Origin of the sequence: Streptomyces marincola (genome assembly GCF_020410765.1) — a bacterium.
GTDB lineage: Bacteria > Actinomycetota > Actinomycetes > Streptomycetales > Streptomycetaceae > Streptomyces > Streptomyces marincola.
On the sequence record NZ_CP084541.1, the window covers coordinates 3,706,602 to 3,728,908 of the forward strand.

Consider the following 22,307-nt stretch of genomic DNA (forward strand, 5'->3'; position numbering starts at 1 on the left):
TGTCGGCAGCTGGGAAGACAGTCTCGCGCCCGAGGCGAATCCCCTCCTGAGCGCGGGGAGGAACGGCGTTCCCGCGCCCCATGCCCCGCCGGCCGGCCCCCGTCACCGGGCCCGAATGAGGCCGTCGCCCCGACGCGGCGGTGAAGCGCGGTGGCACCGCGGGGCCCTTCTCGCCCGCGCTTCCAAGGGACGTTCCGGGCTATGGACGAGTGAGAGGGAGCGCCGCGGCGATGCTGGACGTCACCATGATCCGTGAGAATCCTGACCGAGTACGACGGGGTCTGGACAAGCGAGGGGTACACGTCGACCTCTCCGCCTTCCTCGCCCTCGACAAGGAACGCCGCAGGGCCAGGACGGAGACGGAGCGGCTGCGGGCCGACCGCAACCGGCTCTCGGGCGACATCGCCAGGGCCCGGCGGGCGGGCGGAAGCACCGAGGAGCTCCACGCCCGGGCCAGGGACGCGGGGGCCCGTCTGGCCGAGTGGGAGCGCCGTCTCGCGGAGTTGGAGGGGGAGTGCCGGGCGTTCCTCGATCCGCTGCCCAACATCCCCGACGACGACGTGGTGGCCGGCGGCAAGGAGAGCAACGAGGTCGTCCGGGTCGCGGGCACCCCGGCGGAGTTTACGTTTCCGGTGAAAGACCACGTGGAGCTGGCGCGGTCCCTCGACCTCGTCGACTACCAGCGGGGTGCCAAGCTCGGCGGCAGCGGCTTCTGGGTCTACGGCGGCGACGGGGCCCTCCTGGAATGGGCCCTCCTCAACTACTTCGTCGCCTCCCACGTGCGCGACGGCTACCGCTTCGTCCTGCCCCCGCACATCCTGACCTACGAAGCGGGCTACGCCGCCGGCCAGTTCCCGAAGTTCGCGGACGAGGTCTTCGCGATCGAGCAGGGGGAAGCGGGGCCGGAACGCTTCCTGCTGCCCACCTCGGAGACCGCCCTGGTCAACCTGCACCGGGACGAGACGTTGCCCGAGGCCGAGCTGCCCAAGAGGTATTTCGCCTACTCGCCCTGCTACCGCAAGGAGATCGGCGGCTACCGCTCCGCCGAGCGCGGGACGCTGCGGGGGCACCAGTTCGACAAGGTCGAGATGTTCCAGTTCGCGCACCCCGAGCGTTCGGACGAAGCGCACCAGGAGCTGCTGGCCAAGGCCGAACGCCTGGTCGCCGAGCTCGGGCTCGCCTACCGCGTCACACGCCTCGCGGCCGGGGACACCAGCGCCTCCATGGCGAAGACGTTCGACATCGAGGTCTGGCTGCCCAGCATCGCGGACCACGTGGAGGTCAGCTCGGTGTCCAACGCCCGCGACTACCAGGCGCGGCGCGGCAACATCCGCTACCGGCCCAGCCGGGGCGGTTCGCCGTTCGTGCACACCCTGAACGCCTCCGGGCTCGCCACCAGCCGCCTGCTGCCGGCCCTCCTCGAACAGCACCAGCGCGCGGACGGGACCGTCGCCGTTCCCGAGGTGCTCCGCCCCTGGTTCCCGGCGGCGGTCCTGACGCCCGCGAAGGCCCGCTGATCAGGAGGTCGTCCCCGCTCCTGGGATCTGCGGCACGGCGACACGACTCGTGCAGGTCACCATGAAGGCCGGGGACGACTCCGCTGAGGGGACTCGGCGCGACGCTCGCCGACGTGGCTCACCCGGCTTCTCGTTCGCCGGGTGCGACGGGCCTCCGGCGCCGGCCCCGACGCAGCGCGAGGGCGCACCAGATGAGCGCCGCCACCAGTGCCGCGGCGGCCATCGCGGCCACCACCGCAGGGTCCGGCCGCCAGCCGAGGGAGACCCGGGTGCCCATGAAGGTGATCACGAGCACGACCACCTCGGGGCCGTCGAGCGGGACCCTGGCGGCGACGGCCCGCAGCGCGGCTGCCGCCGCCAGGCCGGTCGCGGTCCAGGCCGCGAGGTAGGGCCGCACGTGGCCCTCGGTGGCGAGCGGCATCCCGAACTCGTCGGGGCCGAAACGGTACGACGCGGCGGCCCAGGCGAGGCACACCCCGACGAGGGTGACACCCACCACCCACAACGTGTGCCGCCAGAGCGGACCGGGCCGCAGCGACGCCTCGTCGCCGTCGTGGTCCGCGCCGTCGTCAGGACGGGAGTGACCGGGCGAATCAGTCATGCCCGGAAGGACGTGCCCCGGCGGCCCCGGGGTTCCCGCCGGACCGGATCGGGACGCACGGCGGCCCAGCGGTGCCCGTTGGCGTACCGGTTGGCGTAGACGCATGAAAAACCCCCTGCCGGGGTGGCCCCGGAGGGGGTTTTCGCTGGTCAGAGCTGGTGGCTGGGGCCGGGGTCGAACCGGCGACCTTCCGCTTTTCAGGCGGACGCTCGTACCAACTGAGCTACCCAGCCAGCGCGGTCCTGACGGGATTTGAACCCGCGGCCTCCACCTTGACAGGGTGGCGAGCACTCCAAACTGCTCCACAGGACCTGGCTTGTCGCGACGCCCTGACCGGGCCGATGTCGCTGAAGCAGCGTATCACGGTGACGGGCCCGGCCGAGTCGCGTGGCCGCGGGGGCGGGTGGTGGGCGGGTGGAGGTGGGGGCGCGAGGGCCTTGACGGGGCGCGGGGGCGCGTGCGATGTTCTTCCCGGTCGTATTTTATCGATACAAATGCCGGGGTCGAGGCGGAGGTCCGGGTGAACGACTGCCGCGGGGTTCCGGGGCCTTCTCGCAGCTCAGGGGCCGCCGGTGGACTGGCGGACGACGAGCCGGTGCGGTCCGGTGAACTCCTCGTGCGCGTCGGCGTCCCTGCGGCCCGCGATGCGCTCCGTGAGCATCCGCAACGCCGCGTCCACCATCTCCGCGTGGCCGGGCGCGACGCTGGTGAGGGACGGCACGGTGTAGGCGGCCTGCTCGACGTCGTCGAAGCCGGCGACCAGGACGTCGTCCGGCACGGCAAGACCGTGGTCGGCCAGCGCGCGGAGCGCGCCGATCGCGATGGTGTCGGTGAAGCAGACCACGCCGTCGAACGGCGTGCCGGAGGCGAGCAGCACCCGCACCGCCGCCGCGCCGTCCGCCATCGAGAAGCCGCACCGCACCTGGAGCTCCGCGCGCCACGGCAGCCCGGCCTCGTCGAGCGCCTGCCGGTATCCGGCGGCGCGCAGGGCGCCCGCGCCGGGGCGCGAGCCGGGCTCCGCGCCCAGGGCGGCCACCCGGCGGCAGCCGCGTTCGATCAGGTGGTGGGTGGCTTCACGCGCGCCCTCGACGTTCGCCATGGCGACGCGGTCGACCGAGCCCTGCGCGGTCAGCCGCTCGCCGAGCACCACCACGGGCAGGTCGGACCGCAGCTGGTCGGCGTCCTCGTCCCCGAGCCGCACGGTGCTCAGGATCAGCCCGTCGTAGCGGCGCAGCCGCGAGTGGGCCAGGGCGCCCAGCTCGTTCTCGCGCGTCGCGCCGGTCTGCTCCACGACGACCTGGTAGCCGAGCGCGCCCGCCCGGTCGATGATCAACGCGGCCAGCTGGCCGAAGTACGGCTTCTCGATGTCGGGAACGGCCAGCCCGATGACGCCCGTGCTGCCCGAACGCAGGCTGCGCGCCGCGACGTTGACGCGGTACCCCAGGCGGTCGATCGCGTCGAGCACGCGGTCCCTGGTGGCCTCGCTCACGTATCTGTGGCCGTTGACGACGTTCGACACGGTCATCACCGAGACCCCCGCGGCCTTCGCGACCTCGCTCATCGTCACCACGCGCCGATTATCCCCGCGGCCACACCACGAGAAGGAGTACCTCCGCATGCCGGACCGGTCAGGAACCGCCGTCATCAACCTCGACCTCGAAGGGCCGGTCATCAGCCGGCACCTGTACGGGCACTTCGCCGAGCACCTGGGGCGGTGCATCTACGGGGGGTTCTGGGTGGGTGAGGACTCCCCCATCCCGAACGAGGGCGGCATCCGCCTCGACGTCGTCGAGGCGCTGCGGCGCCTGAACATCCCCAACCTGCGCTGGCCCGGCGGCTGCTTCGCCGACGAGTACCACTGGACCGACGGCATCGGCCCGCGCGAGGACCGGCCGCGCATGGTCAACACGCACTGGGGCGACGTGGAGGAGAACAACCACTTCGGCACCCACGAGTTCATGGCCCTGTGCGACCTGCTGGGGGCCGACCCCTACATCAGCGGCAACGTCGGCAGCGGCACGGTGAAGGAGATGAGCGACTGGGTCGAGTACCTCACGCGCCCGGGCGACAGCCCCATGGCGCGGCTGCGCCGGGGCAACGGCAGGGACGAGCCGTGGCGCGTGCCGTTCTGGGGCCTGGGCAACGAGACCTGGGGCTGCGGCGGCAACATGCGCGCCGAGCACTACGCCGACCTCGCGCGGCAGTACGCCACGTACTGCCGCGACCACGGCGACAACAAGCTGTACCGCATCGCCGCGGGTGCCTCCGACGACGACTACGCGTGGACCGAGACGCTGATGAAGCAGATCAGCTGCTTCGGCTGCGAGGCGACGCCGAAGAACTTCTTCCAGGGCCTGTCGTTCCACTACTACACGATCGCCGGCACGTGGGAGGCCAAGGGCAGCGCGACCCAGTTTGGGAACGAGGACTACTACCGCACGCTGTTCAACGCCCAGCGCGTGGACCGGCTGATCAGCGGCCACTCGGCCGTGATGGACGTCTACGACCCGGGCCGCAAGGTCGGCCTGGTGCTGGACGAGTGGGGCACGTGGTGGGAGGTGGAGCCGGGCACCAACCCGGGCTTCCTGCACCAGCAGAACACCCTGCGCGACGCGCTGGTGGCCGGGCTGCACTTCGACGTGTTCCACCGGCACGCCGAGCGGCTGTTCATGGCGAACATCGCGCAGACGGTCAACGTGCTCCAGGCGATGGTGCTGACCGACGACCAGGAGCGGCTGATCCTGACCCCGACCTACCACGTGTTCGAGATGAACAAGGGGCACCAGGACGCCCGCGCGCTGGACGTGCACCTGCGCGTGCCGGGCGCCGCGCGCGCCGTCGGGGACGGCGAGTTGCGGACGGTCTCGGCGTCGGCCAGCGTCCGCGACGACACGCTGCTGATCTCCGTGAGCAACCTGGACGCCGAGGACGGCCTCTCGCTGACCTTCGACCTGCGCGGCCGGGTGGCGGGCGAGCACACCGCGCGCATCCTGACCGCCGACCGCCCCCAGGCGCACAACACCGGTGAAGCGCCGGGCACGGTCGCGCCCCGCGCGTTCGACGGCGTGCGGCGGACCGAGGACAACGGCGGGCTGCGCGTCGAGCTGCCGCCGCACTCGTTCGTGACCATCGAAGCCCCCCTGACCTGACAGCCCCCGACAGCAGGCACCGTTCGCCCGCCCGCGCCGCCGGGAAATCGGAGGCGCGGGCGGGCGGCATGTGCCAGGATTCGGCGGTTCGACACCCGCGGACCGCGCCGACCGAGGAGAAAAACCCGTGCCGTACGCCGCCTCCGCCGCCCGCTACGACGACGCCATGCCCTACCGGCGCAGCGGCCGGTCAGGGCTGAAGCTGCCCGCCGTCTCGCTCGGCCTGTGGCACAACTTCGGCGACGACGCCCCGCTGGAGAACCAGCGGGCCATCCTGCGCCGCGCCTTCGACCTGGGCGTGACCCACTTCGACCTGGCCAACAACTACGGCCCGCCGCCCGGCGCGGCGGAGACCAACTTCGGCCGCCTGTTCGCCCAGGACTTCCGCCCCTACCGGGACGAGATCATCGTGTCGACCAAGGCCGGCTACCACATGTGGAGCGGCCCGTACGGCGAGTGGGGCTCGCGCAAGTACATGCTCTCCAGCCTCGACCGGAGCCTGGAGCGGATGGGCCTTGACTACGTCGACATCTTCTACTCGCACCGCCCCGACCCCGACACGCCCATCGAGGAGACCATGGGCGCGCTCGACTCGGCCGTCCGCCAGGGCAAGGCCCTGTACGCGGGCATCTCCAACTACTCGCCCGAGCAGACCCGCGAGGCCGCCCGCGTCCTGCGGGAGCTCGGCACGCCGCTGCTCATCCACCAGCCCTCGTACTCGATGGTCAACCGCTGGGTCGAGGACGGCCTGCTCGACGCGCTCGACGAGGTCGGCGCGGGCTCCATCGCGTTCTCGCCGCTGGCGCAGGGGCTGCTGACGGACCGCTACCTCAACGGCATCCCCGAGGGGTCGCGCGCGGCCGGGTCGAGCCCGTTCCTCGACACGGGGGGCGTGGAGCGTTCCGTGGGGCTGGCGCGCGACCTGAACGACATCGCGCGCCGCCGCGGGCAGACGCTCGCGCAGATGGCGATCGCGTGGGTGCTGCGCGGCGGCCGGATCACGTCCGCGCTGATCGGCGCGAGCAGCGTGCGGCAGCTTGAGGACAATGTGGCGGCCGTCGGGAACCTCGACTTCGAGGCCGGTGAACTCGCCGACATCGAGGCGCTGCTGGGTCGCTCCTGACCCGCGCGCCCCCCGCGTCCCGGACGTCACGCCCATGGCGTCCGGGGCGCCGCGCGGCGCGGTCCCGGTGCCCGCGACGGCGGTGTCCGGGGCCGCGCCGCCGTGCGAACGGCGGCCCTGCGGGGCCCGGGTGTGCGGCCGAAGTCGCTCGGCCGGGTCAACGGCGGCCGGGCGTCCGCGCGTTGTGCGGGCGGGGAAGGGGTATGGAGTCCGTGAACCCCGGCCCGCCGCCCCCACCAGCGGTCGCGGGGGCCGGCTCGCTGTCTCCGCGGTTCGCATCCGGGAGGTCACCGCGCCATGACGACAAGCTCGCTCCCCGCCGAGTCCGCCGACGTCATCGTGGTGGGCGCGGGGCCCGCGGGGACGTCCGCCGCCTACCACCTCGCCCGGCACGGGCACGAGGTACTGCTGCTGGAGAAGTCCGAGTTCCCGCGCGAGAAGGTGTGCGGCGACGGGCTGACCCCGCGCGCCGTGCACCACCTGGTCCGCATGGGGGTCGACACGCGCGGCGCGGGCTGGCAGCGGAACCGGGGCGTGCGGTTCGTCTCGGGGGACACGTCGTTCGAGGTCGACTGGCCCGAGAGCGCGCGGTTCCCCGGCTACGGGCTGACCCGCTCGCGGCACGACTTCGACGACCTGCTCGCGCGCCGCGCGGTCGCCGCGGGCGCGCGCCTGCTCACCTCGACCCGGGTCACGGGCCCGGTGCTCGACCGCGCGGGGCGGGTGTGCGGGGTGCGCGCCGTGATGGGCGCGGGGCAGCGGCCGGTGATCTGCGCCGCCCCCGTGGTGATCGCGTCGGACGGGGTGTCGGCGCGCCTGGCGGTCGCCCTCGGCCTGAGCCGCCTCCCGCACCGGCCGATGGCGACGGCGGTCCGCCGCTACCACCGCACGGCCGCGCGGCACGACGATCCGTACCTCGACATCTGGGGCGACCTGCGGGTACGCCCCGGCGGGCCGCCGCTGCCCGGGTACGGCTGGGTCTTCCCGATGGGCGACGGGCGGGTGAACGTGGGGCTCGGGCTGATCAACGACCGCCGCGCCGGCCCCTGCGAGACCCGCGGGCTGCTGGACGCGTGGCTGGCCCGCACGCCCGCGGCGTGGGGGCTGCGCGACGCGGCGAGCGCCGACGGGCCGTTGCGCGGCGCCGCGCTGCCGATGGGCTACAACCGGCTGCCGCACTACACGCGCGGGCTGCTGCTCGCGGGGGACTGCGGCGGCATGGTCAGCCCGTGGAACGGCGAGGGCATCCCGTACGCGCTGGAGTCGGGCGAACTGGCCGCCGAGGTCGTCACCGACGCGCTCGCGCGGCCCGCGGGGCCGTGGCGGGAGCGGGCGTTGCAGCGTTACCCCTACGAGGTGCTGCGGCGGAACGGGCGCTACTACCGCCTCGGCAACGCGTGGGCCGGGCTGCTGACGCGCCCCGCGGTCGCGTCGCTGCTCAGCAGGCGTCTTGTGACCTCGCCCGCCGCGATGCGCTGGATGATCCGGCTGCTGGGGAACCTGACGGACGACCGCGGCGGCGACGTGCAGGACCGGGTCATCAACGCGCTGGTGCGCGTCGTTCCCGCGCCCGTGCCCGCGCCGCGCACCGCGCGCCGGCGCGCGGCGCGCGCGGGGGGCGTGGCCGCGAGCGCGGCGCCGGTGTCGGCGCCGGCGCGGCCGGGGGAGCGGGGGCGCTGATCAGGCGCTGATCGTCCGCTGCCGAACGGGCGCGGGTGTGGGCGCGCGCGGTGCCGAACGCGCCGGCCGCCGGGGGACGGGCGGGCGTGGCAGGGCGGGGAATGCCCGTTCGCGGTGGGAACGTTGCCCCGGACGGCCGGGCCGACGGGGCCCGTTCCCGAGACCCGCTCTCGAAAGAACAGGAAAGGCGCCTCCATGCGGATCTTCCTCACCGGCGCGACCGGTTACATCGGCGGCTCGCTCGCCGTCCGGCTGGTCGAGGCCGGGCACCGGGTGCGCGGCCTGACGCGTTCCGCCTCGGCCGCGAGCGGTCTTTCCGCGCTCGGCGTCGAGCCGGTGGCCGGCTCGCTCGACGACGCGGACGTGCTGGCCGTCGAGGCGCGCGCCGCCGACGCCGTGGTCAACGCGGCCGACAGCGACCACGCGGGCGCCGCCGACGTGCTCGCCCGCGCGCTCGCGGGCTCGGGCAAGGCCCTGCTGCACACGAGCGGTTCGAGCATCGTCGGCGAGGCGTCGGGCGGCGAGCACAGCGACGAGGTGTTCACGGAGGCCGACATCGCCGAGGGCGGCCCCTGGCGGCCCGAGCCGGACAAGGCGCCGCGCGTGGCGATCGACCGGGGCGTACTCGCTTCCGCGCGCGAGGGCGTGCGCGCCGTCGTGCTGTGCAACAGCCTCATCTACGGCACCGGGCTCGGCCTCGGCCGGGACAGCGTGCAGGTGCCGCGGCTGGTGGCCACCGCCCGCAGGACCGGCGTCGCCCGGCACGTGGGCCGCGGCGCGAACATCTGGTCGCACGTCCACCTCGACGACGTCATCGACCTCTACCTGCGGGCGCTCGACGGGGCCGAGCCCGGCTCGTTCTTCTTCGTGGAGAACGGCGAGTCGGACTTCCGCGCCCTCACCGCCGCCATCGCGGAGGCGCTGGGCGCGCGCGGGCCCGAGCCGCTCGACGTCGAGTCGGCCGTGGCCGAGTGGGGCTACGAGCCCGCCGTCTACGCGCTCGGCTCCAACAGCCGCGTGCGCGGGACCGCGCCGCGCGCCGCGCTCGGCTGGCGGCCCGCGCACGCCTCGGTCACCGACTGGATCAAGGAGAACGTCCGTCCCGAGTAGCCGGGTTGCCGCGCGCTGTCACATCGGGAGAATGGCAGGCGGCCGGGGCGCACGCGCGCGCCCCGGCGCGCCGCCGGCCCCAGAAGGAGCGACGATGCCCCAGCAGCCCCAGGTCCCCATCGACACCGCGGTCCCGCACTCGGCCCGCATCTGGAACTACTGGCTCGGGGGCAAGGACAACTACGCGGTGGACCGCGAGGCGGGGGACCGGTTCCGCGCGACGTTCCCCGGCATCGTGGACGGGGCCAAGGCGGCCAGGTACTTCCTGGCGCGCGCCGTGCGGCACCTGGCGGGCGAGGCGGGGGTGCGGCAGTTCCTCGACATCGGCACCGGGCTGCCGAACGTCGACAACACCCACGAGATCGCCCAGCGGGTCGCGCCCGAGGCCCGCGTCGTCTACGTCGACAACGACCCGCTGGTGCTCGCGCACGCCCGCGCCCTCCTCGGCAGCGCGCCCGAGGGCGCGGCCGACTACCTGGACGCCGACCTGCTCGATCCCGAGGGCATCGTGCGGGCCGCGGCCGGCACGCTGGACTTCGACCGGCCGGTGGCCCTGATGCTGATGGGCGTCCTGGGGCACGTGGAGGACTTCGGGGAGGCGAAGGCGATCGTGCGCCGGCTGACGGCCGCGCTGCCGCCGGGCAGCTACCTCGTGCACTACGACAGCACGGACACCAGCGAGGAGTACGTGGCGGCGATCCGCGGCTACAACGAGGGCGGCGCCGTGCCGTACATCCTGCGCTCCCCGGAGCGGATCGCGGAGTTCTTCGACGGGCTCGACCTGCTCGAACCCGGCGTCGTCTCGTGCTCCCGGTGGCGGCCCGACGCGCTGGCGTTCGGCCTGCCGGCCGAGGTGCACCAGTACGGCGGGGTGGCCCGCAAGCCGTGACGCGCCCCGCGCGGGGGCCCGGCGGGCCCCCGCGCGTCAGGGCAGGGAGTCGGCGACGGCGCGCGCGAACCGTTCCACCAGCGGGGCGGCGGGGCCGCGCGGGCGCACGAGCCCGAGCGCCGAGTCCGGCAGCCCGGTCACCGGCACGAACGCCACCGCGCGGCGCCCGGCGTGGTAGGCGGCCGTGGAACGGCACAGCAGCATGCCGCCGCGGCCCGCGGCGGCCAGACTCAGGCCCTCCTGGAGGGTGTTGACCTCGGGCCCGGCCGGCACCGGCCGCCCGCCCGGCGTGCGCTCCGGCGCCTGCGCCCGGCGCCAGTACGCGGGCGCCGGGGCGCAGACGCCGATCAGCGGCGCGTCGGCCAGGTCCTCCGCCGACAGCTCGGCGCGGGAGGCGAACGGGTGCCGCGCGGACACCGCGAGCGTCTGCGGCTCGCGCGAGAACACCGGCCCGAGCGCGAGGTCGTCCTCGCGCACCGGCAGCAGGACGACCGCCGCGTCCAACTCGCCGCGGCGCAGCGGGCCGAACGGGTCCGACAGCGGCACCTCCACCAGTTCGACGGCGGCGTCGGGGCAGCGGGCGGCGAAGCACGCCAGCGCGTCCGCGAGATGGTCGTCCACCGTGCCCTGGAACCCGACGCGCAGCGTGCCGCTCGTGCCGCGGGCCGCGGCGCGGGCGTTGTCGAGCGAGGCACGCAACGCCGCGTAGGCGGGGCCCAGTTCGTCGAGGAAGCGCTCCCCGAGCGGGGTGAGCCGCACGCGGCGGCTCGTGCGGTCGACCAGCCGGCCGCCCACCCGGTGCTCCAGCGACCGCAGCAACTGGCTGACCCGGCTCTGGGACACGTACATGCGTTCCCCGGCGCGGCCGAAGTGCAACTCGCGCGCGAGGACGAGGAACGCCTCAAGTTCGCGGATCTCGATGCCGTTCAACGGGCCGGTGTTCCCTTCTGGCGGGCGGGTGGGACGGGCAGGCGGGCGGCGGGGCGGGGCGGATCGATGAGCCCCGCTCATGGAAGGGTGAGGGATTCGCCGTTGTTCCCGCATCCCGCCCGGCGGTTGGCTGACCGCATGACTCGGACGGATGGACACAAGGACACGAGGCCCGCGCCGCCCCGCGCGTCCGCGCGGCAATGGGCGGCGGTCGCGGCGGTCACGGGGGCGACGTTCACCGTGGTCACCGCGGAGATGCTGCCGGTGGGCCTGCTGACGCCGATGGGCGCGTCGCTTGGGGTCTCCGAGGGCACCGCGGGCCTCACGCTCACCGTCACGGGCCTGGTCGCGGCGCTCTCCGCGCCGCTGCTGACGCCCGCGTTCGGGCGCGCCGACCGGCGGTGGCTGCTGTGCCTGCTGATGGTGCTGCTCGCGGCCGGGAACCTGCTGGCAGCCTGGGCGCCCGGCTTCGGCGTCATGATGGCGGCCCGCGTCCTTGTCGGGCTCGGCATGGGCGCGGTGTGGGCCATCGCCGCGGGGCTCGCGGCCCGGCTGGTGCCCGCCGCGTCCGCGGGAACGGCGACCTCGCTCGTCTTCAGCGGCGTCGCCGCGGCCTCGGTGCTCGGCGTGCCCGCGGGCGCCTGGATCGGTGAACTCGCCGACTGGCGGGCCGCGTTCGTCGCCGTCGCCGGACTCGCGGTCGCGGTGCTGATCGCGCTGGCCGTGCTGCTGCCCCCGTTGCCGGGGGAACGGCCGGCGCGCCTCGGCGGCGTGCTGCGGCTCGGCGGCGACCCGCGCGTGCTGACCGGGCTCGCCGTGGTGGCGCTGCTGGTCACCGGGCACTTCGCGGCCTACACGTACGTGCGGCCCGTGCTTGAGGAGGTGTCGGGCGCAGAGGACGGGCTGATCGGCACGCTGCTGCTCTGCTACGGCGTCGCGGGCGTGATCGGGAACTTCGCCGCCGGCGCGGGCGCCGTGCGCTCCCCGCGCCGCACGCTGCTCGTCATCGGCGCGGTGCTCGCGGCCACGGTGGCGCTCGTCCCGTCGACCGGCGGTTCCGTGCCGGTGGCCGCGGCGCTGCTCGTGGTGTGGGGCCTGTCCTACGGCGGCGTCTCGGTGGCCACCCAGACCTGGCTGCTCGCCTCGGCCCCGCAGGCCAGGGAGTCGGCGTCCGCGCTGTTCGTCGGGGTGTTCAACGCGGCCATCGCCGCCGGCGCGCTGGCCGGCGGCCTGGCCGCGGACGGCATCGGGACGACGGCGGTGATGTGGCTCGGCTGCGTGCTCGCCGGCGGCGCGTGCGCGGTCGTCCTGCTCGGGCGGGCGCCGGAGCACGGCAGGCTCTGAGGCCCGCCGCGCCCGGCGCCCGCGCGGGGGGCGGGCCTCAGCCGTCCACCGCGTCGAGGAACTCCGTGATCAACGCGGCCCAGGCGGCGGGCTGTTCGGCCGCGATGGCGTGCCCCGCGTCCACGGTGGCCAGGCGCGCCCCTGGAATTCCCGCGGCGAGTTCGCGTGAGTGAACAGGAGTGATGAGGAGGTCGGCGCTCGGTGACACGACCAGTGTGGGCGCCTTGATGAGCGGCAGATCCGCCCGGACATCGATCGAAGCGAGCAATTCCAAATGCTTGCCGGTGCCGGGCGGAGAGCCCGCAGAGAATATCTCCACCTGTTCCGCTATTTCTTTTTCCTCTCGCCCTTCGAGCCAATCGACACTCCCCACGAGAAGGGAGAGGTAGGCGGCGAGCGCGGGGTCGTCCGCGCCCCGTTCCCACCAGGCGCGCCACGTGTCCACCGCGAGCCGGGTGCGCGCGTTCGGGCGGGCGAGGCCCGCGGAGAGCACGAGAGCGCGCACGCGCTCGGGGTGGCGGGCCGCCGCGCGCACGGCGACGGCCGTACCCATGGAGAACCCGGCGATCGCGAAGGTCTCGAAGCCCGCCTCGGCCGCGCCCGACACGATGTGGTCGGCCAGCGCGTCCAGTGTGAGCGGACCGTCGGGCAGGGGTGTGGCGCCCGAGCCGGGGTAGTCGGGTCCGATGACCGTGCGACGTTCCGCGAGCGCGCCGAGCACGGGTCCGAAACTGTCCTCGACATCGCTCCCCGCGCCGTGCGCGAGGAGCAGCGCGGGCCCCTGTCCGCGCACAAGAGGGGCCGGGTTCCGAGTGGCAGGAAAAGGAGAAGGGGAAGAAGAAGGAGAAGGCATGCCGCTCACTCTAACGGCGGAATGCGGTGCGGTCGAGCAGAAGTTTCCGACGCCGCGAGAGCGGAGTGGTCCGAGGATTCAGCGGGATGGGAACGGCGAATCAAATTCGCAGTCGTGACCGAGACTGCGCGGCGCGGTGCGCGGCGGGTGCGCGCGGATGCGCGCCGGGCCGGTTCCCCCCGCCGATGCGGGGTAGGCACCGGGCGGGCCCGCGCCCAGGCCGGGGGGCCGGGGCGGACGGCGGACGCCGGTCCGCGCACCCGGGCGGCGACCCACACGAGGAGGTTCTCGCAGCATGCAGTTCGGACGCCGGGAGGAACCGGGCGGACCCGAGGGGCCGGCCGCGCTGCCGGAGGAGACGGCGGAACGGGAACGGGCGCTGGCCCGCCTGCTCGACGCCGGCCTGCACGAGGAGGCCGCGGAGCTGATGCGCGCGCTGCTGCGCGACTACGAGCGCCACCTCGGGTTCAGGCACGCCACCACGGTCTCCCTCTACGACGCGCTCGGCCACGTCCTGTACCGGCTGCGGCGGCTGCCCGAGGCGGAGGCGATGCACCGGGAGGCGTACCAGCGCAGCACCGTCGTGGACGGCCCGGCCCACCCGAGGACCCTCGGCTACGCGCACAACCTGGGCGCGGCCCTGGTCATCGGCGCCGAACCCACGCAGGGCATCACGCTGCTCACCACGACGCTCGAACACCGCGAGGCCGTGCTGGGGGCTGGGCACCCCGACACGCTGGACACCGCCGCGGTGCTCGGCGCGGTGCTGTTCTCCACCGGGGAGCACGAGCGCGGCGCCGCCCTGCTGGAGAGCACGTGGCAGCACTACGCGGACACCCTCGGCCCCGAGCACGTCCAGACGCTCGCGGCGGGCGGCAACCTCGCCGCCGCCCGGCACGCCATGGGCCGCACCGACGAGGCGGCCCGGCTGCTCGCGGAGTTGCACGACGGCTGTACGCGCGCCCTCGGCCCGAAGCACGAGTTGACGCGGCAGACCCGCGCCGCCCTCGACGCGGTCGGCCCCCCGCCCGGCCGATGAGCCCGCGCCTGGCGGCCGTTGGATGCGCGGCTCAGCGGCCGGGACCGCCTGTGCCGCCCGGCCCGCCGAGCCCGTCGAGCAGGGTGCGGGCCAGCCCGTCCGCGAACGCGTCGAGGTCCCGCGCCGGTTCCTCGTCCCAGAAGTGACCGAGGAACGCCCGCTGGAAGCAGGCGCCGAGCAGCAGCGCTGCGCCCGCCGCAGGGTCGGCCGCCGCGCCGAGCCGTCCGGCGCGGCGCTCGCGTTCGAGGTAGCCGGTCAGGGACAGGAACAACGTCTCGGGGCCGCGTTCCAGCCGCCGCAGCGCGGCGCGGTGCCGGCGCAGCAGGGCGGGCTCCGCGAACAGCGACGCGGCGATCGGCGTGCTCGCCGCATAGAACCGCACGGCGTGCACGGCGATGTCCGCGAGGCAGTCGTGGACGTTCCTGCCCCCCGGGTCCTCGGTCAGCCGGGCGATGAGCGGTCCGACGGACGGAAGGCGCTCCTCAAGCACCCGCACGAAGATCTCCTCCTTGCCGCGGTAGTGCTTGTACAGCGCGGCCTCGGAGCAGCCCGCCGCGCGCGCGATCTCCTTGGTGGTGACGCGGGCGAGCCCGATGTCGCGCATCAACTCCTCGGCGGCGGTCAGGATGCGGTCGCGGGTCGACGCCACGGCTGGGTCCTCACAGGTTTGACGGAGCGGCTCGGCTGCCCTCACACTAGTGGTGAGTGAACACTCACCCACCCAGTGAAGGAGCGGCGCCATGAGACTGGCCGTACTCGGAGCGACCGGCGGCACGGGGCGGCACCTCGTCCGGCAGGCGCTGGCGGCGGGGCACGAGGTCGTCGCGGTCGTCCGCGACCCGGCCCGGCTGGCCGGGGAGCGGCCGGAGCCCGAGGTGGCGCGGGTCGCCGACCAGACGGACGCGGACGCGCTCGCGAAGGTCTTCGCCGGGCGGGACGCGGTGCTGTCCGCCCTCGGCACGAACAACCGGGGCGCCGGTGTGGTCACCTCGGTCACCCGGGCCGCCCTCGACGCGATGGCCGCCGTGGGCGTGCGGCGCGTCGTGGCGGTGAGCGCGGTGCCCGTCGGCCCGATGCCCGAGGGCGAGAGCCTGGCCTACCGCGCGGTGCTGCACCCGCTGATCGGCCGGGCGTTCCGCGCGGTCTACCGGGACCTGGCGGGCATGGAGGCGGCGCTGCGGGCCGCCGACGCGGACTGGACGGTGATCCGCCCGCCGCGGCTGCTCGACGGGCCGCTGACCGGCGACTACCGGCGCGAGGTGGGCGGAAACGTGCGCGGCGGCCGGACCATCGCGCGCGCCGACCTGGCCCACGCCATGCTCGCCGCGCTCGACGAGCCGGAGACGTTCGGCCGACCGGTCGGTGTCGCCTACTGAACGGTCGGCGCCGCCCGCTGATCGGCCGCGCGCCTCTTCCCGTGAACGCGCGCCGGCTTCTCTCGAACGCGCGTCGGCGTCACGCGGCGGCCCGCGCCGTGGCGGGCAGGGGCCGCGCGGCGGTCGCGGGCCGGGTGGTGGTCAGGTACGCGTGCGCCAGCATCGACAGGGTCATGTGCCGGTACCACGCCCGCCACTGCCTGGCCGAGTAGCGGTCGAGCCCCGCCCGGTGGCGGGCCGCGCGGAAGAACCGGGCGGCCCCGTCGGCCTCGGCGCCGGCCGTGGCCGTGTGCGGGATGCCGTGCCCGGCCAGCAGGGCCGTCACCCGGGGAGTCGGCGGGGCGACGACGCGGGCGGGGGCCACCGGGCCGAGCGCGCGGGCGATCATGCCCTCCGCGAGCCGGTCCCTGGTCGCGGGCGGCAGATCGGGCGGAATGCCGCCGCTGCGGCGGCGTGCCGGCGAAACGAGCCAGGACGGCGGCAGCAGTAATTCCCTGTCGATCGCGGTCACCGTTCCGTACTGGTCGGCCCACAGCAGGAAAAGCCCTATCTGGTAATTGCCGGACCGCCCAGAAGCGGCGCAGAACTGCCGTTCCACACCGGCGGAATTGCTGCCCTTCTTGAGGAATCCCTGCTCGGTGACCAGCAGCGTGCCGCCGTTCCCCACCTGGCTCGCGGCCATGTCGCGAATCCGGTCCCGCACCCGGTCCTCGTCCCAACGTGCCGTGGTCAGCAGCCTGTTGCGGCCGTCGGTGCTCACCGGGCCGCCGGCGTACGGGTGGGAGAGCAGTTCGCACAGGTAGGCGAACGCCTGCTCCCTCGGCTCCTCCCGGACGAACACGTCCTCGACGGAGCGGAAGAATTTCCTGAGCCCTGAGGAACACCGGCGCCTGTCATCGGCGGCGAACGCGTGGACCGTACCGCTCATCCGAGAATTCCCTCCCCGTGCGCACGTTTCGGTGAGGCGAACCTATGCGGCCGGACGCGCGGAAACCATGCGCATTCCGTCACCTGATGCGCGGGAGGAACGCGGGCGCCGCCCATGACATCGGTCATGGGGGGCGCGGGTGCCCGCCCGGGCGCGGCGCCCGCCGCCGGGCCCGGGCGGACGCCGGTTCAGCGCAGGGTCCTGGACGGCGAACCCTCGATGTGGCCGGCGACGAAGGCGTGCGCCAGCGGGCCGATCTCCGCGCCGATGTCGAGCCCCGCGTCGATGGAGGGCTGGAAGTGGACGCCCGCCCACAGGCGCGACTCGCCGCAGGACGCGGCGAACTCCTGCCACGTGTCCCAGCTCAGCGTCAGGTCCTCGGCCGGGGTGACACCGGGCTCGATCCACGAGGAGCCCGCGGGGTAGGTGAAGCTGATCCCCGCCTGGTCCGTGCCGCCCACCAGCTCGCCGGCCGCCGCCGCGGCGGCGCAGATGCCGGCCGAGCCTGACGGGTACTCGGGGTGGTCGCCCACGGGCAGGTAGCTGTTCCAGTGCTCGCCCGGCAGGTCGTCGACGGTGCCGCGGCCGGGACCGCCCCAGGCCGTGACCTCCTCGCCCGCGTACAGGTGGCGGATCGCGGTGAACGGGCGCGGGGCGTCGTACGCGAGCTTGCTGTCCCACATCGCGACGGCCGCGTCGAACGCCGCGATGTGCAGCGTCGCCGCCGTGTGCACGAACGCGATCAGCTCCTCGGCGCCCCCGGGGCGCCCGCGGCCCGGGGCTGCGGCGGTCTCGGCCGAGAAGCCGCCGCCGAGGAAGAGCAGCTTGTCGTCGAAGAACTCCGCCGTCATCTTCTGCTCGTCGGTCAGCGCGGCGGACACGGCCAGCACCTCGTCGGCCTGCGCCCGGTACGCCTCCTCGTTCTCCGGGTCGCTGTCGTGCGGCGGCGCGGCCCTGAACCGTTCCACGTCGTCGTAGGAGAACGCGTCGGTCCTGCCGAACTGCGGGGTGACGAAGTTCTGCGTGCGGAAGATGCCGTTGCCCATCGACACCACGGCCGGCTGCCACCGGCCCGGATCACGCAGCTCGTGACCGGTGTTGACCGGAACGTAGCCGGTGTAGTCCGAGTAGGGCACGCGGTGGTACTCGACGCCGCCCTCGTCGCCCAGCTGGTTCATGCCGTCGCGCACGCGGTGCTCGACGACCGCGCGGCCCGCGGCGATGCCGATGCCCGCCGCCGTCCGCAGGTCCGTCGTGTCCTCGTCGGGGTCGAGCCCCACGTCCGTCAGCATCGCGCGCCAGTCCGCCTCGTGCTGCGGGAGCAGCGACATCAGCGCGTGGTAGGAGGCGTACAGCAGGGCGGTGTTGACGTGCCGGTTGTCGCGCGTCTCGCGGGCCGGGCGCCGCCCCAGGTCGGAGTAGATGCCGACGGCCGTCGGATGGTACGGCGCGACCGCGTCGAACCAGGCGGTCTCAAGGACCGCGACGTAGCGCAGCACGAGCGGCGCGTCCATGCCGTGCGGCGACACCGTCTGCCGCAGCCTGTCCTGCGCGTCCGGCACGATGACCTCAAGGGCGGCGTTGCCCCGTCTGAAGTCGAAGCGGTCCGCGTGCCGCGCCGCCTCCGGCTCGCCGCCGCCCGGCTCCGCGGTGGCGTGCCCGCCGAACGCGAAGGTCGCGACCAGGGCGCACGCGAGCACCGCACGGCCGCGTGCGCGCCGCGGCCCGCGGCCTCTGGTTCCAGCCATGAGTACCGTCCCTTCGGGCGACCGCCCCCGCGGTCGCCGGCTCGGTTCCACCAGTCGCCGACCAGCCTCCGCCCGCCCGCCCGCCGCGTCAGCACAACTGCGGAAGAGGCCCTGTCGCGGACGCCTTGAGGGCGCGGGCGCCTTGAGGGCGCGGGCGCCTTGAGGGCGCGGGCGTCGAAGGGGTACCCGGCGAACCCGGAACGGATGGGGCCGCCACGGCGCCGCCCCGCCGCCGTGTCGGACCTGTCCGTGTCGCGGCGTGGGACGTCGGGGCCCCGGGCAACTGCCCGGTCCCCGCCCCGTGCTTGCGCCGGTGCCTGCGCTCAGCTCCTCCGCTCACTCAGGACGCAGAACTCGTTGCCCTCCGGGTCGAGGAGGGTCACCCAGTGCTGCTCCTCCCGCACGGTGTCGGCGCGCCGGGCGCCCAGAGCGAGCAGCCGGGCGACCTCGGCCTCCTGGTCGTCGGGGCGGAAGTCGGGGTGGAGCCGGTTCTTCGACGCCTTGCCCTCGGGAACAGGCACGAAGAGCAGCCCCGGCATCCGGTCCGGCTCAGGCCGGATCTCGATGATCTCCTCGGATTCGTCGACCACCACCCAGCCGAGAGCCTCGGCCCACCAGCGCCCGAGGGCGACGGGGTCGGCGGAGTCGACGATGATCTGTTCCCATTCCAGTGCCATGGGCCTGAGCATAGTCAACGCCCCTGCTAGGGTGGGTTTTTCGCCATGCCGCAACGCGGAGTCGCGGAGGGGACCGGACACCGTGCACGCATCCGACCCGCTGGGGCGCGAGCATTCCGCCGGCCTGCTGCGCGCGGAGATCGACCGCACCGCCGACAGCCACGGCGGCCTCGTGCTTGTCGCCGGCGAGGCGGGCATCGGCAAGACGACCCTCGTGACCAGCGCCCTCGGGCACGCGCGGGCGCGCGGCGCCCTCGTGCTCGCCGCCGCGTGCTGGGAGCACGGCGGCAGCCCCGGGTACTGGCCGTGGATGCAGGTCGTGCGCGCGCTGCGCCGCGCGGCAGGACCGGGCCGCTGGCCGGCCCTGGCCGAGACCTCGGGCCCCGGCCTGGCCGCGCTGCTCGGCGAGGGCGGCGGGGAGGCGCGTTCCGCACCTGACACAGGACCCGGCGCAGGACCCGGCGGCGACGGCGAACGGCCGCCCGCCGCGCGCGACTTCCTCCTGCACGACGCCGTGACCGACCTGCTGCTCTCGGCCGCCCAGTGGCGGCCCGTGGTCGTCGTCGTGGAGGACCTGCACTGGGCCGACGCGGCCTCCGTGCGCCTGCTCCAGTTCCTCGTGCGGCACACGTGGTCGGAACGCGTCCTGGTGATCGGCACCTACCGCGACGACGCGGCCGAAGGCCCGCGGGGCGCGCTGCCGGAACCCCTGCTCGCCCGCGCCCGCGTGCTCGCCCTGACCGGCCTCGCCCCGGAGGCCGTCGCGCGGCTCATGGCGCGGACGACCGGCAGGGAGCCGGACGGCGGGACGGCGGCCGAGGTGCACCGGCGCACCGGCGGCAACCCGTTCTTCGTGGAGCAGACCGCGCGGCTGTGGGCCCAGGGCAGCCCGGTGGACGAGATGGCGCCCGGGGTGCGCTGGACGCTGGAGCAGCGGCTCGCGCGACTCCCCGCCGACCTGGCCGCGTTCCTCTCGGCGGCGGCCGTGCTCGGGCAGGCGTTCTGGCCCCGGCAGCCGGCCGCCGTGCTCGGCGCGGCGCCCGAGGACGCGGACGCGCTGGTCGCGCGGGCCGTGGCGGCGCGGCTCGTGGCGCCGCTCGACGGCGGCCGGTTCGGCTTCGCGCACGATCTGATCCGCGAGGCGCTGTACGCGCGGTTCGACGCGGCCGGGCTGCGCCGCGCGCACGCCGCCGCGCTGCGCGCGCTGCGGCGTGACCCGGACGAGGTGCCGCTGCCCGCCGACCTGGCGCGGCACGCCGTCGCCGCCGGGGACGAGGTCCAGGCGGCGGAGACCGTCGAGTACCTGCTGGCCGCCGCGCGGGACGCGGTGGGGCGGCTGGCGATGGAGGAGGCCGTCGGCCACTACGGGCGGGCGCGCGAGGCCGTGCCCGCGCGGGAGGTGGAGCGCCGGGCCCTGGTGACCCTCGACCTGGCCGCCGCCCGCTACGCGCTGGGCGACGCGACCGGCGCGCACGCCGCGTTCGGCGAGGTGCTGATCCTGGCCAGGGAGCTGCGCGACGACCAGTTGCTCGCGCGTGCCGCCCTGACGCTGCACGCGCTGCGCGATCCCGGGCGGCACGACCCGCTGCTCGCTGACGCCGTGCGGGAGGCGCACGAGGCGCTGGCCGCAGGGAGCGGTCCCGCGTCCGGCGCGACGGCCGGGGGAGTTCCGCTGGACCGCAGGGCGCAGGAACTGAGCCTGCGCGCCGTGCAGTTGGCGCGCCGCAGCGGCGACGATCTCGCACTCGGCTTCGGTCTGCTGGCGCGGCACGACGCGATCTGGTCGCCCCGGACGACGGCGGAACGGCGCGCGCTGAGCGAGGAGTTGCTCGGCGTCGCGCGGCGCCGCGGCGACCTCACGCTGGAGTTGCAGGCGGCGGGGCGGCGGCTGGGCGCGCTGCTCGAAGTGGGGGACCCGCGGTTCCTCGACGAGCACCGGGCGTTCGCGGCCAGGGCGGAGCGCTCCGGGGCGCCGCGGGACCGGGACGAGGCGCGGTTGAGCCGGTGCGCGGTGGCGACGCTGACCGGGCGCTTCGAGGACGCCGAGGAGTTCATCAGGAACGCGCGGGCAGGGGGCGAGCAGGTCTCCTTCGACCGCGCGAGCCTGTGGCGGCACCAGGCGTGGGCGCTGTCGTTGGCGCGCGGCGGCTCGGGCCCCGGGGCCGGCGGGCGCGACGACGAGGACCCGGGCGCGGGACGCGAGGACGCGAGTACCGAACGCTGGGACGCGGGCGCGGGGTTGGCCGCCGCGCTCACGGCCGTGCAGCGCGGCGACGTGGACCGGGCGGTGCGCTACCTCAGGGCGTGCGAGGCGGACGGGGTGCGGCACCCGGTGTGGTTCGCGCCGCTGTGGCTGCGGTTCCAGGCGCAGACGGCCGCGCTCGCCGGGGACGCGGCGCGCTGCCGCCGCCTGCGCGCCGAGTTGGCGCCGCTCGAAGGCAACTGGGCCGTCTCCATCGCCGGTTACGACGTGCACGGCCCCTACCTGCTGTGGGCCTCGGTGCTCGACGCGGCCCTCGGCCGGTGTGACGCGGCCGTCGCCGGGCTGACGGAGGCAAGGCGCGCCGCCGGGCGGCTCGGCGCGCTGCCGTGGTCGGTCGAGGCCACGCTGCGGCTCGCCGGTGTGCTGACCGCGCGCTCCGGGCGCGGTGACGCCGAACGCGCCGCCGCGCTGTTCGACGAGGCGCGCCGGGACGCGACCGCGCTCGGGATGGCCCGCGCCGCGGAACGCGCCGCCGCCGGGCTCGGCGGGCCCGCGCCGCTGCGCGCGGCGGGACGGCAGGCGCCGCCGGGGGGCGCGGGCGCCGGGGACAACCTGTTCCAACTGCGCGACGGCGCCTGGACGCTCCGCTTCTCCGGCCGGACGGTGCACGTGCCCGACGCGAAGGGGCTGCACGATCTGCGCCGGCTGCTGGCGCGGCCAGGCACCGAGGTGCCGGCCGTCCGGCTCCTCGCGCCGGCCGGCGGCCCGCCGGCCGACCCGGCCGACGCCCCGGCGGGGTCGGCCGGCGAGGCCGCCCGGCGGCTCGCGGCCGTCGAGCGGCGGATCGCGCGGGCCCTGGCCGCCGGGCGGGACGCGGAGGCGGCCGAGGCGGACAGGGAACGGGCGGCCCTGCTCGCGGACCTGGCCGCCGGGGGCCCGGCCGGCCGGCGCGAGCCGGCCGGCGATGAGGCGGAACGGGCCAGGAAGGCGGTCTCGGGCCGGATCAGGTACGTGCTGCGGCGACTTGGCGGCCTGCACCCCGAACTGGCCGACCACCTCGGTGACTCGGTCACCACCGGGCACGTGTGCGCGTACCGGCCGGACCCGCCGGTGGAGTGGACCCTGTGACCGCGCGGGGCG

General features: G+C 75.2%; 18 protein-coding genes and 2 tRNA genes. 10 read left to right on the forward strand and 10 right to left on the reverse strand.

What is annotated here, in order from left to right; all coding sequences use genetic code 11:
* Nucleotides 1–230: 230 nt before the first annotated feature.
* Nucleotides 231–1,517, forward strand: coding sequence for a serine--tRNA ligase (gene serS, locus LC193_RS16130; RefSeq protein ID WP_226074970.1), 1,287 nt, complete (start codon nucleotides 231–233; stop codon nucleotides 1,515–1,517).
* A gap of 118 nt (nucleotides 1,518–1,635) precedes the next feature.
* Here serS and LC193_RS16135 read toward each other — a convergent pair whose 3' ends face one another.
* From LC193_RS16135 to LC193_RS16150, 4 genes are all read right to left on the reverse strand, one after another.
* Entirely contained in the window at nucleotides 1,636–2,118 is a 483-nt protein-coding gene (locus LC193_RS16135; RefSeq protein WP_226074971.1) for a hypothetical protein, read from the reverse strand.
* A gap of 156 nt (nucleotides 2,119–2,274) precedes the next feature.
* Nucleotides 2,275–2,351 (reverse strand) — tRNA-Phe (locus LC193_RS16140).
* Between the two features lie 4 nt (nucleotides 2,352–2,355).
* Nucleotides 2,356–2,430: transfer RNA gene (locus LC193_RS16145), tRNA-Asp, on the reverse strand.
* 247 nt (nucleotides 2,431–2,677) lie between these two features.
* Nucleotides 2,678–3,679 (reverse strand): LacI family DNA-binding transcriptional regulator, encoded by a 1,002-nt coding sequence (locus LC193_RS16150; protein WP_226078663.1) that lies wholly within the window; start codon nucleotides 3,677–3,679, stop codon nucleotides 2,678–2,680.
* A gap of 55 nt (nucleotides 3,680–3,734) precedes the next feature.
* Between LC193_RS16150 and LC193_RS16155 the strand changes: the two genes are divergently transcribed.
* The 5 genes from LC193_RS16155 (at nucleotide 3,735) to LC193_RS16175 (ending at nucleotide 10,069) form a co-directional block, all read left to right on the forward strand.
* Nucleotides 3,735–5,267, forward strand: coding sequence for an alpha-N-arabinofuranosidase (locus LC193_RS16155; RefSeq protein WP_226074972.1), 1,533 nt, complete (start codon nucleotides 3,735–3,737; stop codon nucleotides 5,265–5,267).
* 127 nt (nucleotides 5,268–5,394) lie between these two features.
* Nucleotides 5,395–6,390, forward strand: a complete 996-nt coding sequence (gene mgrA, locus LC193_RS16160; protein ID WP_226074973.1) for an L-glyceraldehyde 3-phosphate reductase — start codon at nucleotides 5,395–5,397, stop codon at nucleotides 6,388–6,390.
* A 297-nt stretch (nucleotides 6,391–6,687) separates the two neighbouring features.
* Complete coding sequence (locus LC193_RS16165; RefSeq protein WP_226074974.1) at nucleotides 6,688–8,070, forward strand: geranylgeranyl reductase family protein; 1,383 nt, start codon at nucleotides 6,688–6,690, stop codon at nucleotides 8,068–8,070.
* A gap of 195 nt (nucleotides 8,071–8,265) precedes the next feature.
* A complete protein-coding gene (locus LC193_RS16170; RefSeq protein WP_226074975.1) occupies nucleotides 8,266–9,180 on the forward strand; it encodes an NAD-dependent epimerase/dehydratase family protein in 915 nt (304 codons plus the stop codon).
* Nucleotides 9,181–9,274: 94 nt separating this feature from the next.
* Nucleotides 9,275–10,069 (forward strand): SAM-dependent methyltransferase, encoded by a 795-nt coding sequence (locus LC193_RS16175; protein ID WP_226074976.1) that lies wholly within the window; start codon nucleotides 9,275–9,277, stop codon nucleotides 10,067–10,069.
* A gap of 36 nt (nucleotides 10,070–10,105) precedes the next feature.
* On the opposite strand, the gene LC193_RS16180 is transcribed toward LC193_RS16175, so the two are convergent.
* Nucleotides 10,106–10,999: a LysR family transcriptional regulator gene (locus LC193_RS16180; RefSeq protein WP_226074977.1), complete on the reverse strand. Its 894-nt coding sequence runs from the start codon at nucleotides 10,997–10,999 to the stop codon at nucleotides 10,106–10,108.
* Between the two features lie 138 nt (nucleotides 11,000–11,137).
* Here LC193_RS16180 and LC193_RS16185 point away from each other — a divergent pair, with 138 nt between their 5' ends.
* Nucleotides 11,138–12,343 (forward strand): MFS transporter, encoded by a 1,206-nt coding sequence (locus LC193_RS16185; protein WP_226074978.1) that lies wholly within the window; start codon nucleotides 11,138–11,140, stop codon nucleotides 12,341–12,343.
* Nucleotides 12,344–12,380: 37 nt separating this feature from the next.
* Here LC193_RS16185 and LC193_RS16190 read toward each other — a convergent pair whose 3' ends face one another.
* Nucleotides 12,381–13,136: an alpha/beta fold hydrolase gene (locus LC193_RS16190; RefSeq protein WP_226074979.1), complete on the reverse strand. Its 756-nt coding sequence runs from the start codon at nucleotides 13,134–13,136 to the stop codon at nucleotides 12,381–12,383.
* A gap of 355 nt (nucleotides 13,137–13,491) precedes the next feature.
* Between LC193_RS16190 and LC193_RS16195 the strand changes: the two genes are divergently transcribed.
* Nucleotides 13,492–14,235 carry a tetratricopeptide repeat protein gene (locus tag LC193_RS16195; RefSeq protein ID WP_226074980.1) on the forward strand — a complete coding sequence of 248 codons (744 nt, stop codon included), beginning with the start codon at nucleotides 13,492–13,494 and terminating at the stop codon, nucleotides 14,233–14,235.
* Nucleotides 14,236–14,266: 31 nt separating this feature from the next.
* On the opposite strand, the gene LC193_RS16200 is transcribed toward LC193_RS16195, so the two are convergent.
* The gene (locus LC193_RS16200; protein ID WP_226074981.1) at nucleotides 14,267–14,884 is read right to left on the reverse strand and encodes a TetR/AcrR family transcriptional regulator; all 618 of its coding nucleotides are present in this window, start codon (nucleotides 14,882–14,884) and stop codon (nucleotides 14,267–14,269) included.
* 91 nt (nucleotides 14,885–14,975) lie between these two features.
* Here LC193_RS16200 and LC193_RS16205 point away from each other — a divergent pair, with 91 nt between their 5' ends.
* Entirely contained in the window at nucleotides 14,976–15,611 is a 636-nt protein-coding gene (locus LC193_RS16205; protein WP_226074982.1) for an NAD(P)-dependent oxidoreductase, read from the forward strand.
* A 79-nt stretch (nucleotides 15,612–15,690) separates the two neighbouring features.
* On the opposite strand, the gene LC193_RS16210 is transcribed toward LC193_RS16205, so the two are convergent.
* The 3 genes from LC193_RS16210 to LC193_RS16220 all read right to left on the reverse strand — a co-directional run bounded on the left by LC193_RS16210 (nucleotide 15,691) and on the right by LC193_RS16220 (nucleotide 18,964).
* Entirely contained in the window at nucleotides 15,691–16,539 is an 849-nt protein-coding gene (locus LC193_RS16210; protein ID WP_404819422.1) for a transposase, read from the reverse strand.
* A 188-nt stretch (nucleotides 16,540–16,727) separates the two neighbouring features.
* Nucleotides 16,728–18,287: a DUF6851 domain-containing protein gene (locus LC193_RS16215; protein ID WP_226074984.1), complete on the reverse strand. Its 1,560-nt coding sequence runs from the start codon at nucleotides 18,285–18,287 to the stop codon at nucleotides 16,728–16,730.
* Between the two features lie 323 nt (nucleotides 18,288–18,610).
* Entirely contained in the window at nucleotides 18,611–18,964 is a 354-nt protein-coding gene (locus tag LC193_RS16220; protein ID WP_226074985.1) for a VOC family protein, read from the reverse strand.
* An 82-nt stretch (nucleotides 18,965–19,046) separates the two neighbouring features.
* Between LC193_RS16220 and LC193_RS16225 the strand changes: the two genes are divergently transcribed.
* Nucleotides 19,047–22,295, forward strand: coding sequence for an ATP-binding protein (locus LC193_RS16225; protein ID WP_226074986.1), 3,249 nt, complete (start codon nucleotides 19,047–19,049; stop codon nucleotides 22,293–22,295).
* Nucleotides 22,296–22,307: the final 12 nt, after the last annotated feature.